The sequence below is a fragment of the Pseudoduganella aquatica genome, assembly GCF_009857595.1.
Taxonomy (GTDB): Bacteria; Pseudomonadota; Gammaproteobacteria; order Burkholderiales; family Burkholderiaceae_D; genus Rugamonas; species Rugamonas aquatica_A.
Map to the genome: position 1 here is coordinate 303,211 of NZ_WWCU01000003.1, position 13,236 is coordinate 316,446.

The 13,236-nt window shown below is 66.6% G+C and carries 13 protein-coding genes; 5 read left to right on the forward strand and 8 right to left on the reverse strand.

Annotated elements, in window-relative coordinates; translation table 11 throughout:
• Positions 1 to 147 precede the first annotated feature (147 nt).
• Positions 148 to 2,640 (forward strand): transporter substrate-binding domain-containing protein, encoded by a 2,493-nt coding sequence (locus tag GTP77_RS04985; RefSeq protein ID WP_161071065.1) that lies wholly within the window; start codon positions 148 to 150, stop codon positions 2,638 to 2,640.
• 79 nt (positions 2,641 to 2,719) lie between these two features.
• On the opposite strand, the gene GTP77_RS04990 is transcribed toward GTP77_RS04985, so the two are convergent.
• Positions 2,720 to 3,658 carry a GlxA family transcriptional regulator gene (locus GTP77_RS04990; RefSeq protein ID WP_161071066.1) on the reverse strand — a complete coding sequence of 313 codons (939 nt, stop codon included), beginning with the start codon at positions 3,656 to 3,658 and terminating at the stop codon, positions 2,720 to 2,722.
• 25 nt (positions 3,659 to 3,683) lie between these two features.
• Positions 3,684 to 4,607 carry a DMT family transporter gene (locus tag GTP77_RS04995; RefSeq protein WP_161071067.1) on the reverse strand — a complete coding sequence of 308 codons (924 nt, stop codon included), beginning with the start codon at positions 4,605 to 4,607 and terminating at the stop codon, positions 3,684 to 3,686.
• 76 nt (positions 4,608 to 4,683) lie between these two features.
• Here GTP77_RS04995 and GTP77_RS05000 point away from each other — a divergent pair, with 76 nt between their 5' ends.
• The 4 genes from GTP77_RS05000 (at position 4,684) to GTP77_RS05015 (ending at position 7,643) form a co-directional block, all read left to right on the forward strand.
• A complete protein-coding gene (locus GTP77_RS05000; RefSeq protein WP_161071068.1) occupies positions 4,684 to 5,118 on the forward strand; it encodes a MarR family winged helix-turn-helix transcriptional regulator in 435 nt (144 codons plus the stop codon).
• 52 nt (positions 5,119 to 5,170) lie between these two features.
• Complete coding sequence (locus GTP77_RS05005; protein ID WP_161071069.1) at positions 5,171 to 5,455, forward strand: hypothetical protein; 285 nt, start codon at positions 5,171 to 5,173, stop codon at positions 5,453 to 5,455.
• A gap of 94 nt (positions 5,456 to 5,549) precedes the next feature.
• Positions 5,550 to 6,386 carry an HDOD domain-containing protein gene (locus GTP77_RS05010; RefSeq protein ID WP_161071070.1) on the forward strand — a complete coding sequence of 279 codons (837 nt, stop codon included), beginning with the start codon at positions 5,550 to 5,552 and terminating at the stop codon, positions 6,384 to 6,386.
• A 66-nt stretch (positions 6,387 to 6,452) separates the two neighbouring features.
• Entirely contained in the window at positions 6,453 to 7,643 is a 1,191-nt protein-coding gene (locus tag GTP77_RS05015) for a pyridoxal-phosphate-dependent aminotransferase family protein (RefSeq protein WP_161071071.1), read from the forward strand.
• Between the two features lie 7 nt (positions 7,644 to 7,650).
• Here GTP77_RS05015 and GTP77_RS05020 read toward each other — a convergent pair whose 3' ends face one another.
• The 6 genes from GTP77_RS05020 to secF all read right to left on the reverse strand — a co-directional run bounded on the left by GTP77_RS05020 (position 7,651) and on the right by secF (position 13,223).
• Complete coding sequence (locus GTP77_RS05020; protein ID WP_161071072.1) at positions 7,651 to 8,916, reverse strand: coiled-coil domain-containing protein; 1,266 nt, start codon at positions 8,914 to 8,916, stop codon at positions 7,651 to 7,653.
• A gap of 1 nt (position 8,917) precedes the next feature.
• The gene (locus GTP77_RS05025; RefSeq protein ID WP_161071073.1) at positions 8,918 to 9,241 is read right to left on the reverse strand and encodes a DUF6384 family protein; all 324 of its coding nucleotides are present in this window, start codon (positions 9,239 to 9,241) and stop codon (positions 8,918 to 8,920) included.
• A gap of 23 nt (positions 9,242 to 9,264) precedes the next feature.
• Positions 9,265 to 10,404 carry a merozoite surface protein 3b gene (locus tag GTP77_RS05030; RefSeq protein WP_161071074.1) on the reverse strand — a complete coding sequence of 380 codons (1,140 nt, stop codon included), beginning with the start codon at positions 10,402 to 10,404 and terminating at the stop codon, positions 9,265 to 9,267.
• 202 nt (positions 10,405 to 10,606) lie between these two features.
• A complete protein-coding gene (locus GTP77_RS05035) occupies positions 10,607 to 11,221 on the reverse strand; it encodes a glutathione S-transferase family protein (protein ID WP_161071075.1) in 615 nt (204 codons plus the stop codon).
• 214 nt (positions 11,222 to 11,435) lie between these two features.
• Complete coding sequence (locus GTP77_RS05040) at positions 11,436 to 12,125, reverse strand: helix-turn-helix transcriptional regulator (RefSeq protein ID WP_187358605.1); 690 nt, start codon at positions 12,123 to 12,125, stop codon at positions 11,436 to 11,438.
• Between the two features lie 66 nt (positions 12,126 to 12,191).
• Complete coding sequence (gene secF, locus GTP77_RS05045) at positions 12,192 to 13,223, reverse strand: protein translocase subunit SecF (protein WP_161071076.1); 1,032 nt, start codon at positions 13,221 to 13,223, stop codon at positions 12,192 to 12,194.
• Positions 13,224 to 13,236 lie beyond the last annotated feature (13 nt).

The window sequence follows — 13,236 nt, forward strand, 5'->3', positions numbered from 1 at the left end:
CTGCCCAAGGTTACTCCAATGCGAACTGGTCGAACACATTTTGCTGGCTGGCTATACGGCTTGTGGCTGCTGGCAGTTGCCAGTGTGCTACACGCCGCGCCTGCGCACGCGCAGCTGGTCGCGCTGACGCCCGAGGAACGGGCCTGGATGCAAGCCCATCCACAGCTGACGCTGGCGCTGGACCAGTACAACGCCCCGCTCAACTTCCGCCGCGAAGACGGCGGCGCAAGCTCCTTCGCCGGCGCCTCCATCGAATACGCGCAGCTGGTGGCGCGCAACACCGGCCTGAAGTTCCAGTTCGCCGGCTCCACCTGGGACGAGGCGCTGCGCAAAGGCATGGCGCACGAGGTGGACGGCGTGCTGTGCGCGCGCGAACGGCCCGAACGCAAGACCCGGCTCAATTTCTCCACGCCCTATTTGGAACTGCCCATCGCGCTGGCCACCCGGCCCGACCACCCGGCGGCGCGCACCCTGTCCGCCTTCGCCGGGCAGCGCATCGCCGTGGTGAGAAACACGGTGCGGGTGCCTGTGCTGCGCGAACGCTGCCCGGCCTGCAAGCTGGTGGAGGTGGCGGACGTGCAGGAAGGCGCGGCGCGCGTGCTCAAGGGCGAGGCCGACGGCCTGTTCGACGACCTGCCCGTGATCCAGCGCATGCTGGGCAGCGCCGGCCAGCTCAAGATCAGCCTGCTGTACTACTACTCGGAAGCGGCCACGGTGCGCTTCGCCCTGCGCAACGACGCGCCCGAACTGCTGTCCATCGTTAACAAGGGGCTGGCCGCCATCACCCCGGCCGAGCACGAACTGATACGCTCGCGCTGGCTGGCAGCGGCCGACGGCGTGCACGTGCAGCGCGAGCTGCCGCTCACACCGGCCCAGCGCGACTGGCTGGCCGCCCATCCGGTGCTGCGCGTGGCCATGGACGGCGGCCGCGCCCCCATCGAATGGCGCGGCGAGGACGGCAAGCAACGCGGCATCTCGCTCGATTTCCTGCACCGCATGGAGGAAATGCTGGGCGTGCGCTTCGAGCTGGTGCCCAGCAAGAGCGTGGCCGAGCAGCTGGCCAGGCTGCAGAACAAGGAAGTGGACATCGTCTCGGCCATCACCCAGGCGCCCGAGCGGCGCGCCTACCTGAACGTGACGCAGCCCTTCATGACCACGCCCATCGTGATCTTCAACCGGGTCGGCACGCCGCCGCCGGGCGGACTGGGCGGGCTGACCGGCAAGCCGGTGGGCGTGTCGGCCCGCACCAGCGTGGCGGGCCTGCTGCGGCATGACTGGCCCGGCATCCAGGCTGTGCCCACGGACAATTTCCAGCAGGCCGCAGACCTGCTGCGCAGCGGCAAGATCGAAGCCTTTGTCGGCCCGCTGATCACCGGCACCCACCAGCTGGTGGAACAAGGCGCGAGCGACATCCGCGTGGCCGGCGAAACGGATTACCAGTACCACATCGGCTACGGCGTGCGGGCCGACTGGCCGGAGCTGCTGCCGATACTGGACCTGGCGCTCGACGCCATTCCACGCACCGAGCGCGACGCCATCCGCCAGAAATGGGCCACGGTGCAATACGCGCACGAGATCGACTACCGCCCGCTGGGCGCGCTGCTGGTGGCGGTGCTGGTGGCGGTGGTGTTCATCGTGCAGCTGCGCGTGATGGTCAAACGCCGCACCGCTGAGCTGCAGCAGGAAGTGTCGATGCGGCGCGCGCGCGAGGACGAGATCCAGCTGCTGAACGCGGCGCTGGAACTGCGCGTGGAGCAGCGCACCATGCAGCTGAGCCGCGCCAACGACGAACTGCGCCTGGCCGCCGAGCAGCTGGTGCAGACCGAGAAAGTGGCCTCACTGGGACGGCTGGTGGCCGGCATGGCGCACGAACTGAACACGCCGCTGGGCAGCACCTTGACCGCCGCCACCTCGCTGCACGACCTGGTGCGCGAGTTCGGCGGCGCCCTGGCCAGCGGCGGGCTGCGCCGCTCGCAGGCCGACCAGTTTGTGCAGCAGTGCCAGCAGGCCTGCGGCATTATCGAGCGCAACGCCTACCGCGCCTCGGCGCTGATCGACAACTTCAAGGAAATCGCGGTGGACCAGGCCAGCGTGCGGCGGCGCCGCTTCGGCCTGGCGCACATCGTGCGCGAAGTGGTGGCCACCCACCACAACGCCTGGAAGGGCACGCCGCACCGCATCGTGGTCGAGATCGCCGCCGATATCGAGCTGGACAGCTTCCCCGGGCCGCTGGCACAAGTACTGTCCAACCTGCTGGAGAACACGCTGGTGCACGGCTTCGCAAACCATCCGGGCGGCACCGTGCGGATTACGGCCACGCCGGCCGGCGAGCGCGTGCAGCTCAGCTATATGGACGACGGCGCCGGCATTCCGGCCGAGCACCGCAACAAGGTGTACGACCCCTTCTTCACCACCCGCATGGGCCAGGGGGGCTCGGGACTGGGGCTGTACATTGTGCAGACGCTGGTGTCGGGCGTGCTGGGCGGCGCCATCGCGCTGCACAGCGAGGACGGCAAGGGCACGCGCTTCGAGCTGACCCTGCCGCTGGTGGCGCCGGAACCCACCGCAGGCACGGCCAGCGCCACGCATGGCATCGTGGCGCTGCCCGCGACGGCATCGGCGGGTTACGGCTCCGCCTAACCCGCCCTACGCTATAACGACGTCCCATCGCATGAAAACCGTAGGGCGGGTTAGCCGCAACGCGGCGTAACCCGCCGGTTCAGCCGTTGAGCTTGCGCTGCCGCTCCTCGCGCGGAGTGTTGCCGAACAGGGTGCCGAAGGCGGTGGAGAAATGCGAGCCGGACGAGAAGCCGCACATCAGCCCCACCTGCACGATGGACGAATTGGTTTCCAGCAGCAGCTGGCGCGCGCGCTGCAGCCGCAGCTCCAGGTAGTAGCGCGAGGGCAAGCTGCCCAGGTATTGCTTGAACAGCCGCTCCAGCTGCCTGCGCGACAGGCCCACTAGGTTGGCGATGTCGTCGGTGGACAGCGGCTCCTCGATATTGGCCTCCATCAGCGTCACCGCCTCCGACAGCTTGGGCTGCAAGGCGCCGAAGCGCGCCTGCAAGGCCACCCGCTGGCGCTCCTCGTGGCTGCGCACGCGGTCTATGCACAGCGCCTCCTTCACCTCGGCCTGCACATTGGCGCCGTACAGCGCGTCGATCAAGGTCAGCGCGAAGTCGGCGCTGGCCGAGCCGCCGCAGCAGCTCAGGTGCGGCCCGTCGATCTCGAACAGGTGCGGGGTCAGGATGGCGCGCTCGGTGATGCCCTCGGTGTCCGCATACAAGGCCCACGGCAGCGCAATGCGCACGCCGCCCATCATGCCCGCCTCGGCCAGCCACAGCACGCCCGCGCCCACTCCGCCCCAGTAGGGCGCGCTGCGCAGGCGCTCGGCCACCAGGCGCAGCTGCGCCGGCGGGGACTCGGCCTGCTGCTCGTCGGCCACCAGCAGCGCCACGTGCCAGCCGCCCGGCGGCGCCTCGGCCACCTGCTGCGGACTGCGGATATCAAGCTCGAACCGCACGCCCACGCTGCGCGCGGCCAGGCGCAACGGCTGGACCAGGCCGGCCCAGGTGAGCGTGTCCGCCTCGCCGGCAAGGACCAGCAGCATGCGCAGCGGCTGCTCCCGGGACAGGCGGGACAAATTGGAAAACGACATCGGCGGATCTAAGCTGGGTGGTTGATTACTCGGGCGCCAGCGCGGTCGGTGGCCGGGCAACGCTCCATTGGCTCACTATCATACCGGAGATCAACAATATCGCGCCGAGCAGGCCCGTCCACGCCAGCGTTTCGCCCAGCCACAGATAGCCGAAAATGGCCGCGCAGCCCGGCTCGAAGGCGTAGATCACGGCCGCCTCGTTGGCCGAGCTGTGGCTCTGGCCCCAGGTTTGCAGCGAAATAATCAGGGCCGTGGCCACCACGCCCAGGTAAATCAGGTTCCAGCGGTACAGCTTCAGGCCCTGCCAGATGTATTCCCAATAGTCGCCCATGTCCTGCGGCGCCGCCACCGGGCCGCGCGGCACTTCGCGGAAGGCAATCCACAGCGCAGCGCACACGGCCACGGTGAGGATTTGCGCGGCGGTCAGGCTCATCAGACGCTCGGTCTTGCGGGTGAACACCTCCATCAGCTTGATGTAGCAGCCGAAGCACAGCGCGGCCAGCAGCGCCAGCGTGTCGCCCTTGCCCCAGACGAAGGCGCCGTCCCAGCACAGCGCGAACAGGCCCACCAGCGCCAGCACCAGGGCGGCCACGATGCGGCGTTCCGGCAGCTTGCCCAGGAACACGCCCAGCAGCGGCGGCACCAGCACGTTCAGGCCGCAGACGAAGGCGTTGCGGTTGGACGTGGTCAGCGCCAGGCCCTCCACCTGGAACAGATAGCAGAAGAACAGCACCAGGCCGCTGGCCAGGCCGTAGCGGCAGTCCGCCCATTTGGCGCGCAACAGGAAGGGCGACAGGATCAGGCTGGCCATGGCAAAGCGCGACACCACGATCCAGTTGGTGGACAGGTAGTCGGTCATGTCCTTCATGGCGGGGAAGGTCGTGCCCCAGACCAGGGTGACGAGCAGCAGGGCGGCGATGCCCCGGAGGTGGTTAGGCAGGGACGGCATGTCGGTTTGGTAATATTGGCTAGCCGCGTAGTGTACCGCGATTGCCGCCGCGCAGCAGGCGCTATAATCATGGTCTATGGGTGAACGATATTTGAAAAGCATCCGGCTGCTGGCCGAGTGCATGCAGGGCTTTGAACGCCTGTCCGGCGAGCACGTGCGCGAGTGCGGGCTGACCCATGCGCAATTCGATATCATCGCCACGCTGGGCAACACCGAAGGCATGTCCTACAAAGAACTCGGCGACAAAACCCTGATCACCAAAGGCACCATGACGGGCGTGATCGAGCGCCTGGAACAGAAAGGCCTGGTGGAACGCCAGCGCAGCCTGGACGACAAGCGCTCGTGGTTCATCCGTCTCACACCGCAAGGAGAGCAGGTGTTCCGCGACGTGTTTCCCAAGGTCATAAGCCGTGGCGGCGACGTGTTCGCCAACTACAGCGACGACGATTTCGCCGCCCTTGAAAAAGTCCTGTCCGGCCTCAAACAGGTCATATCGGCCGGCGGCGCCTGAGATCCGGCCCTGCGCCCAACGCGCCCATCCCCCCAACAACCAAGGAACGACATTGAAAACCTCTCTGCTCGAAGGCAAAAAGCCTGCGAAATTCGACAAGCACATCATCGGCAACCTGTTGCTCAACGTGGACACGCCCGATGAAGTGCGCAAGGAAAAGCTGCTGATCGGCGTGCGCAATGAAGAAGGCGAAATCTACCGCCTGATCGGCGCCACCAAGCACAACAGCTTCATGAACGCCATCGAGGAGCTGTTCGACCTCGGCCTGGTGGACGAACTGCAAGACAGCGAAGGCACCAGCGAAGGATGCGACGCCATCTTCAGCGAAGCCGACTAAAATAGAGAGGGAGCGCGCTGCGGCGCACTCCCTTTCCCGGCAGAACGTGTCGCAAATAAATTCCACAAGGCAATAATTTGCGTATAATTTCCTGATGGACAGACTGGACGCCTTCAAGCATATCGCTGCTCAAGCGAGCCGGGGGGACCTTGCGTTCCCGACCAATGTGAACGCATCGATCCGGCTGCAGGAGGCGCTCAGCGATCCCAACTGCCACGTCGAGGCGGCGGCCAAGCTGATACAGGCCGACCCATTGCTGGCGGCCCGCACCGTGGCGATCGCCAATTCGGTCGCTTACAACCGTTCAGGTACCGAAATTTCCAGCGTGCGCTCGGCCGTCCAGCGACTCGGCGTGCGGACCTTGCAGTCGCTGGTGGCCGCGCTCATCGTGCGCCAGCTCGGCAGCAAGATCGTCGATCCGGCCCTGCAGGCCATGTCGGCCCAGCTGTGGGAGCATACCGCCCACGTGGCGGCCCTGGCCCAGGTGATTGCACGCCGCGTGACCCATGTTGATCCCGATACGGCGCTGTTTACCGGCATTATCCACGAGGTTGGCGCGTTTTACATGCTGGCGCAGGCCGACGCCTACCCCGGCATCATGCAGGGCGAGCCGGAGGACTGGGTGGAGCATGGCGAGGTGGAAATCGGGCGCGGCGTGCTGCGCAAGCTGGTGGTGCCCGAGGCCGTGATGCAGTCCGTGGAGGCCATGTGGGACGGCCTGCGCGCGCTGCCGCCGGAAAACCTGGGCGACACCCTGCTGCTGGCCAACGACCTGGCGCCGGTGCCCTCCCCCATGCACCAGCGCCCCGGCGCCACCACCCCGGCCGCCGCCCGCACCCTCGATTTCGCCGTGGGCGACGGCACGCTGGATACTATCCTGCGTGAATCGGCCAGCGACGTGCAATCCCTGTTCGCGGTGCTGATGCTGTAGGTTCGGGGCAGTTTAGCGCTGTTTGCGCTATAGTTGTAGCAACATTAACTACAACTCAAGCTTCCCATGTTCTCGCCGCCCACCGTAGACAGCATCAACTCCCTCCTCCCGTCCGAACCGCTGCTGATGATGGGCGCCGGTCCGGTGCCGATTCCGCACAGCGTGGCGCAGGCCAATTCCATCGTCATCAACCACCTCGGCGGCACGATGGCGAAGATCATCCACCAGATGAAGGAAATGGCGCGCTATGTGTTCCAGACCGAGTCGCGCTGGATACTGGGCGTGGCCGGCCCCGGCTCGGCGGCGATGGAGATGAGCGTGTGCAACCTGGTCTTCCCCGGCACCCGCGTACTGAGCGTGTGCAACGGCTACTTCGGCCGCCGCTTCGCCGAGATGGCCACCCGCGTGGGCGGCCAGGTGGAATGCCTGAACGTGCCGGACGGCGAGGCAGCCCAGGTGGCGGCCGTGCGCGAGCACCTCGAGCGCTTCCGTCCCGAAGTGCTGACCATCGCCCAGGGCGAAACCTCGTCCACCGTGTTCAACATCCACCTGCCGCAGATTACCCGGCTGGCGCGCGAGTACGGCTGCTACGTGATCGTGGACGCGGTCTGCACGCTGAGCACCATGCCGTGCGAGATGGACAACTGGAAGATAGACGCGGTGGTGACCGGCGGCCAGAAGGGCCTGTCGTCGATACCCGGCGTGTCGCTGATCGCGTTTTCGGAGCGCGCCTGGGAGCGCATCAACGCGCGCCCGGTGCAGCCGCCGCACTGGTGCCTGGACGCCAAACTGGCGGAGCAGTTCTGGCACAACGCGTCCTACCACTACACGGCGCCGGTATCCGGCATCCTGGCGCTGCACGAGGCGCTGCACCTGATCTGCCAGGAGACGCTGGAGCAGCGCTTCGCGCGCCACCTGCGCTGCTCGCTGGGCCTGCAGCGCGGCGTGGAGGCGATGGGGCTGCGGCTGTACGGCCAGCCGGAGTCGCGCCTGAATTCGGTGGTGGGCATCGTGGTGCCGGAGGGGATCAACCGCGCCGAGATCTGCGAGCAGATTTCGCTGAAATACCGGGTGGAGATTTCCGGCTCCTTCGGCCTGAACATCGTGCGCATCGGCCAGATGGGCGAGCAGTGCCGCGCCCATCACCTGTTCCGCACGCTGCACGCGCTGGGTTCGACCATGAAGGACCTGGGCGCGGACGTGGACGTGGCGGCCGGCGTGGCCGCGCTGGAACGCCAGTTGCAGGGCGCGCTGTAAGGAGCGTTCAGCTGCGGCTTGCGCCGCTGCCCCAGGCGGTCTCGCCGTAGCGGAATTTCGGCCGCAGCTCGCGGGCGAACTGCTGCAGCTCCAGCGTGAAGCCGCCCAGCGACAACTCGCCGTTCATGTAGCGGCCGACCAGCGAAGGCAGGTCCAGGCCGTCGCGGTAGTCAATCTCCTTGGTGTCGATAAAGCCGCCGCGCCGCAGGTCCGCTTCCAGCGCTTCGGCGCGCTGGGCGTCCGCCTCGGCGTGCTGGCGCGCGGCCAGCGCGCGTTCGTAGTCGCGCCGGCTGCAGGCCAGCTTGTCCTGCAGGTTCACCACTTCCAGCACCAGCTTGTCGTCCTCCGGGCTGGGCGTGGCGCGTGCCTGCGCGATCAGCTCCGCGATCGGCAGCGACTTCAGGCTGGCGGCCTGCAGTTCCTGCGCGCGCAGGTAGCGCGGGTCGCGCCGCGCAGCGTAGTCGGCCAGGCTGGCGCGCACGCGGCGCAGGCGTTCATCCGCTTGCGCGACAGCCGCCTCCAGCGGCGCCACGGCTTGCGCGATGCGTTCGGCGATGGTGGGCGGCGGCGGCGCGAAGGACAGCCGGTCCAGCTCCGCGCGCGCCTCGGCCAGGGCCTGCGCGCTGCGCTCGGCGCGCAGCGGCAAGGCTTCCTGCATGGCGAGCAGGATGTTCTCGTTGCGGCGGTTGTTCGCGAAATTGCACAGGCCCGCAATCCACTCGTCTTTCGCAGGATCGCCGTCCTCGCTGCGGTAGGACGGCGTGCCGTAGCCTGCGGCCTTCAGGTAGGCGTACAGTTCGTCGCTGCTGTAGCGCGCCAGCTTGGCGCTGATCTCGGCTTCCAGCTCGGCGTTCATGGCCAGCTGCGCCTCGTGCGCCGATTCGGCGCGCTGGTAGGCCTCACGCGCGGCCTGCAAAATCTGCGCAGCGTCCATCTGCGCGCCGGGGCGCAGCGCGGCCTCGCGGATCTCCGCGCCGCGCTGGCGGATGGCCGCCACGTGGTTGGCGATGTCGCTGCTCACCGTTTGCAGCTCGGCGCGCAGGGCCTGTTCCTCGTCGGCCCGGAAGGCCAGCTCGCGCTCCGCTTCGGCGGCGATGCTGTCGTTCTCGGCCAGGTGCAGTCCGGCCACCTGGCGCAGCAAGCCGCCTATCTTCTGCTCCAGCGCCAGTTCGTCGCGGCCCGCCTCGGCGGCGCGCGCGTCGCAGCTTTCCAGCTTGCCCTGATAGATGCGGGTGTTTTCGCCGATGGCGGCGGTGAATTCCGTTGCAAGCATATTATTTCACGAGCCCCGACAGCCAACGGCGCCAGCCCGACGGGCGGCCCTGGCCGGCGCGCCGGGCGGCGATGTATTGCAGCGCCTTTTCACGCTCGCCGGCATCGCCGGGACCGGGCTCGAATTCCAGGCGCTGTGCGAAGTAGGCGCGCACGCCCTCGGCAATCAGCTCGTCGTCCACGGCAAGGCCGTTGGCGGCGTAATACTCGCGGATGCGCGCGCCCACTTCCTCGCGCCGCCGGGGCAGGTCGAGGTGCTCGTCCACCACCATCTGCTTGTGGCGCAGCTCGTCGATGATGGCCATCGCGCCGAGCTGCTCGGACAACGCTCCCGCCACGATCGCCACCCTTACGCGGCGCCTTTGTTCAGCAGGGCGATGAAGCGCTGCTTGCTGTCCTCGGTGGCCGCTTCGATTTCCTTCGAGGTGCGGGTCGATTCTTCGCGCAGCTCCTGGATCAGCTTCAGGCTGCTGCCCTGGAATTCGACGATGGCGGTGGCCAGCGCACCCACCGAGCTGGCTTTCAGCGTGGAGCCGTAGCCGGCGCGCAGGCCGGCTTCCAGCTGCTGGCCGCCGGCCTTGGCCAGCGTCTCCAGGCCCTGGTTGATGCCGTCGGTCATGGCGTCCATGGTGGCGGTGGTTTCGGCCAGGCCGGCCATGGAGGTGAACGACGCGGCCAGGCCGGTGAACACCACTTCATTGGTGGCGAAGAAGGTCACGGCGCGCTGGTAGATGCGCTCCTTGATGGTGTGGGTCTGCTGCAGGCGGGCGAACACCAGTTCGGCCGTGTTGTACGAGGTCTTCAGGTCGTCGGCGATGTCCTTCACGATCTGGTAGGACTTGTCCTCGTCCTGCACGGCGCGCAGCGCTTCGTCGCGCACCAGTTCCAGGCGGGCGCGCTCGACGGCGTCGGCCACGTTCTCGGTGGCCTTGTTGGCCACGTCCAGCGCCAGCTTGCGCTCTTCCAGCGCCTTGGTGGCCACTTCCAGCACCTGCTGCGCTTCCACTTCGGACGCTTTCAGCGCCATGCGGAAGTCGCGGTAGGCTTCCAGGATGGCGCTCTCGCGCTGGATCTGTTCGTTGGCCGACTTGGCCACGTCCAGATAGGTGGCGCGGATGTCGTTGAAGCGGTCCGGAATCGAGCCGCGCCGCATTTTCATCCAGCCCATCTGGATGCGTTCCTGGAAGTCCAGCTTGCCGTCCGCCATCCAGCCGGCCATCTTCTCGGCGTCCTCGCGGATGGAGTTGAAGCCGGTGGTGATGTCGGCGTAGCGGGTGGAGATGTCCATGCCCTGGATCTGCTCGCGCACGGCGGCATTGAAGGTGGACGAGTACTGCAGCGTGGTGGCGATGGACGTGATTTTCACCGCGTCATATTTCGACACTTTTTCCAGCAGCGGAATGACGGGCGCATCCTCGCGGTTGCCCAGGTTGACGCCTATGGTGCGCAGCGCATTGACGGCGCGGTCGAGGTAGCTGATTTGGTTCATTCGAGACTCGCAAGTGATGGGTTTGCTATAAAGAAAGTAGCCTGCTACGCATCTTATAACAAAAACATCCTTGCGAAAATCTCAGCCCGCGGGAATGGCATTCCTGGGCGGCGGCGGAGGAGGAAGCCGGGGCGGGGCCGGCGTCCTGGCCGCCAGCCGCTGGCGCGACTTGCGCGCCGTTTCGCATAGCAGGCACATGGCGTCAGGCCTCCGCGGTTTGCCGCCACGCGGGCAGCTGCTGCATGCGGCCGAACCAGGCCGTCAGATTGGCGTAGCCGTCCAGCGGCAGCGCGGCACGCTCGGTGTACATGAGCGGCGCGGCCAGCGCCAGGTCGGCCAGGGTCAGGCTGTCGCCCACCACCCACTGGCGGCCCGCCAGGTGCTTGTCCAGCACGGTGGCGTAGTCGGCCAGGTCGCTCTCGCCGCGCTCTTCCTCGCGCGCATCCGGTCCCTGGCCGGTGACGATGCCCTTCCACACCCGCTCCCAGGTCAGCACGCCGATGGCGGGCGCGAAATGCTGGCAGGCCCAGAACAGCCAGCGGTTGATGTCGGCGCGCACGCGCATGTCCTGCGGGTAGACGGTCTGGCCCGGCGTCTTGTCGGCCAGGTATTGCATGATGGCGCAGGACTCCCACAGCACGAAGCCGTCGTCCTCCAGTACCGGGATCTTGCTGTTGGGATTGAGTTCGCCCAGGCGGCGGCGGTCTTCCGCGCTCATCAGGTTCACTTCGACGAATTCCACATCCGCGTTCAGATGGGCTGCCACCATGGCGACGCGGCGGGCGTTGGACGAGATCGGGTGGTGGTAAATGCGCATTGCTGTCTCCGTAAGTGATGTGCGATAAAGCTATCTTAGGAGACGGCTGCGACAGTTTCTGTCAGTAGCCTTTGATAAGTTTGTTAAATTTCCTTGTTAAAAAAATGCCCGCCGGTAAGGGCGGGCGAAGTCCAAAACTAGGGATGTCCTGAAAGAGACAGTTCCACTATATTCCCCCGCGCCGCCCGCCTCTGTGCGTTGTTTAACGTAGTGCCTAGCTCTCCTCGCTGATGCCGTTTTCCGCGCGCCAGGTCTTGAGCAGCGCATGCCGCGCCGTGGGATAGCGCTCGGCGATGGTCTCGGCGGACCGGATGCGGTCCATGCGGAAATGGCGCAGCGCGCCGCGCATTTCGCAGAAGGCGGCCAGCAGGCGCTTGCCCTCGAAATAGGCCAGCGCGAACGGCCACACCACGCGCTCGGAGGCGCGGCCCTGCTCGTCGCTGTAGCAGATGCGCAGCTTGTGCTGGCGCCGTATGGCCCGGCGCGCCGGCGGGATATGCGGGTCGTCGTGATCGTTGAAACCTATCGGCACCCACAGGCTGGTCTCGGCCATGTCGTCGCGCAAGTCTTTGGGGGTGGCGGTGGCGATCTTGGCCAGCGCGCTGGCGGCGGCCTTCGCCAGCTCGGCGTCGCCCTGGCGCTTGACCCAGCGCGCGCCCAGCACCAGCGCTTCCAGCTCGTCGGCGCCGAACATCAGCGGCGGCAGGAAGAAGCCGGCCCGCAGCAGGTAGCCCACGCCGGCCTCGCCTTCCAGCGGCGCGCCCAGCTCGGCCAGGGTCTGCATGTCGCGGTAGATGGTGCGCTCGGACACGCCCAGCTGCTCGGCCAGCGCGGCCGCCGTGACGGGGCGGCGGCTGCCGCGCATGGCGTCCATCAGCTGGAATAATCGTCCGGTACGGCTCATGTGCTTCCTCGTGTATAAAAAATGCCGCCAGGCTTGCGCGTGGCGGCATTCTCGGGGACCGGTGGCTTACACCACGGCGCCGTCGGTTTCGTCTTTCTCTTTGACCGGCTTGATCAGGTCTTCGCGCTTCACGCCCAGCCACATGGCCACGGCCGCAGCCACGAACACGGACGAGTAAATGCCGAAGCAGATACCGATGGTCAGCGCCACCGCGAAGTAGTGCAGCGTCGGGCCGCCGAACAGCAGCATGGACAGCACCATCATCTGCGTGCAGCCGTGGGTGATGATGGTACGCGAGATGGTGGAGGTGATCGCGTTGTCGATCACTTCATGCACCGAGGCCTTGCGCTGCTTGCGGAAGTTTTCGCGGATACGGTCGAAAATAACCACCGACTCGTTGACCGAGTAGCCCAGCACCGCCAGCACCGCCGCCAGCACCGTCAGCGAGAATTCCCAGCCGAAGTAGGCGAAGAAGCCCAGGATGATGACCACGTCGTGCAAGTTCGCGATAATCGCCGCCACCGCGTACTTCCACTCGAAGCGCACGGCCAGGTAGATCATCACGCCGATGATCACCATCACCAGCGCGTTCAGGCCGTTCTGGGCCAGCTCGTCGCCCACCTGCGGGCCGACGAACTCCACCTTGTTCAGCTGCACGGTCTCGGCGCCGGCCGCGTCCACGCAGGCGTTCTTGGCGATCTGCTCGCCCTTGGCGGAGACCAGCTCCATGCGCTTGACGCTGCCGCCGTCGGCCTTGCACAGCGCGTCGAACACTTTCTGCGAGGCGTTGGCCGAGTCCTTGCCCGCCGCCGCGTGGGCGATAGGCAGTTTCAGCATCACGTCGCGCGCGGTGCCGAAGCTGGTCACTTCAGGATGCTCGTAGCCCAGGCCCTGCACGGTGGCGCGCACGCCTTCCAGATTGGCCGCGTGCGGGTATTTCACCTCCATCACGGTGCCGCCCTTGAACTCGATCGACAGGTTCAGGCCCTTGTGCAGCAGGAAGAAGACAGCCGCCACGAAGGTCAGCGCCGACACCACGTTGAAGATCAACGCGTGGCGCATGAACGGGATGTCTTTTCTAATGCGGAAAAATTCCATGTTGTTCTACCTT

Excerpts from the sequence above, each read along its gene's own strand:
- GTP77_RS05015 (WP_161071071.1), top strand. The coding sequence starts at position 6,453 with ATGTTCTCGCCGCCCACCGTAGACAGCATCAACTCCCTCCTCCCGTCC.
- secF (WP_161071076.1), bottom strand. The coding sequence starts at position 13,223 with ATGGAATTTTTCCGCATTAGAAAAGACATCCCGTTCATGCGCCACGCG.
- GTP77_RS04985 (WP_161071065.1), top strand. The coding sequence starts at position 148 with ATGCAAGCCCATCCACAGCTGACGCTGGCGCTGGACCAGTACAACGCC.
- GTP77_RS05010 (WP_161071070.1), top strand. The coding sequence starts at position 5,550 with ATGGACAGACTGGACGCCTTCAAGCATATCGCTGCTCAAGCGAGCCGG.
- GTP77_RS04995 (WP_161071067.1), bottom strand. The coding sequence starts at position 4,607 with ATGCCGTCCCTGCCTAACCACCTCCGGGGCATCGCCGCCCTGCTGCTC.
- GTP77_RS05020 (WP_161071072.1), bottom strand. The coding sequence starts at position 8,916 with ATGCTTGCAACGGAATTCACCGCCGCCATCGGCGAAAACACCCGCATC.
- GTP77_RS05035 (WP_161071075.1), bottom strand. The coding sequence starts at position 11,221 with ATGCGCATTTACCACCACCCGATCTCGTCCAACGCCCGCCGCGTCGCC.
- GTP77_RS05030 (WP_161071074.1), bottom strand. The coding sequence starts at position 10,404 with ATGAACCAAATCAGCTACCTCGACCGCGCCGTCAATGCGCTGCGCACC.
- GTP77_RS05000 (WP_161071068.1), top strand. The coding sequence starts at position 4,684 with ATGGGTGAACGATATTTGAAAAGCATCCGGCTGCTGGCCGAGTGCATG.
- GTP77_RS04990 (WP_161071066.1), bottom strand. The coding sequence starts at position 3,658 with ATGTCGTTTTCCAATTTGTCCCGCCTGTCCCGGGAGCAGCCGCTGCGC.
- GTP77_RS05040 (WP_187358605.1), bottom strand. The coding sequence starts at position 12,125 with ATGAGCCGTACCGGACGATTATTCCAGCTGATGGACGCCATGCGCGGC.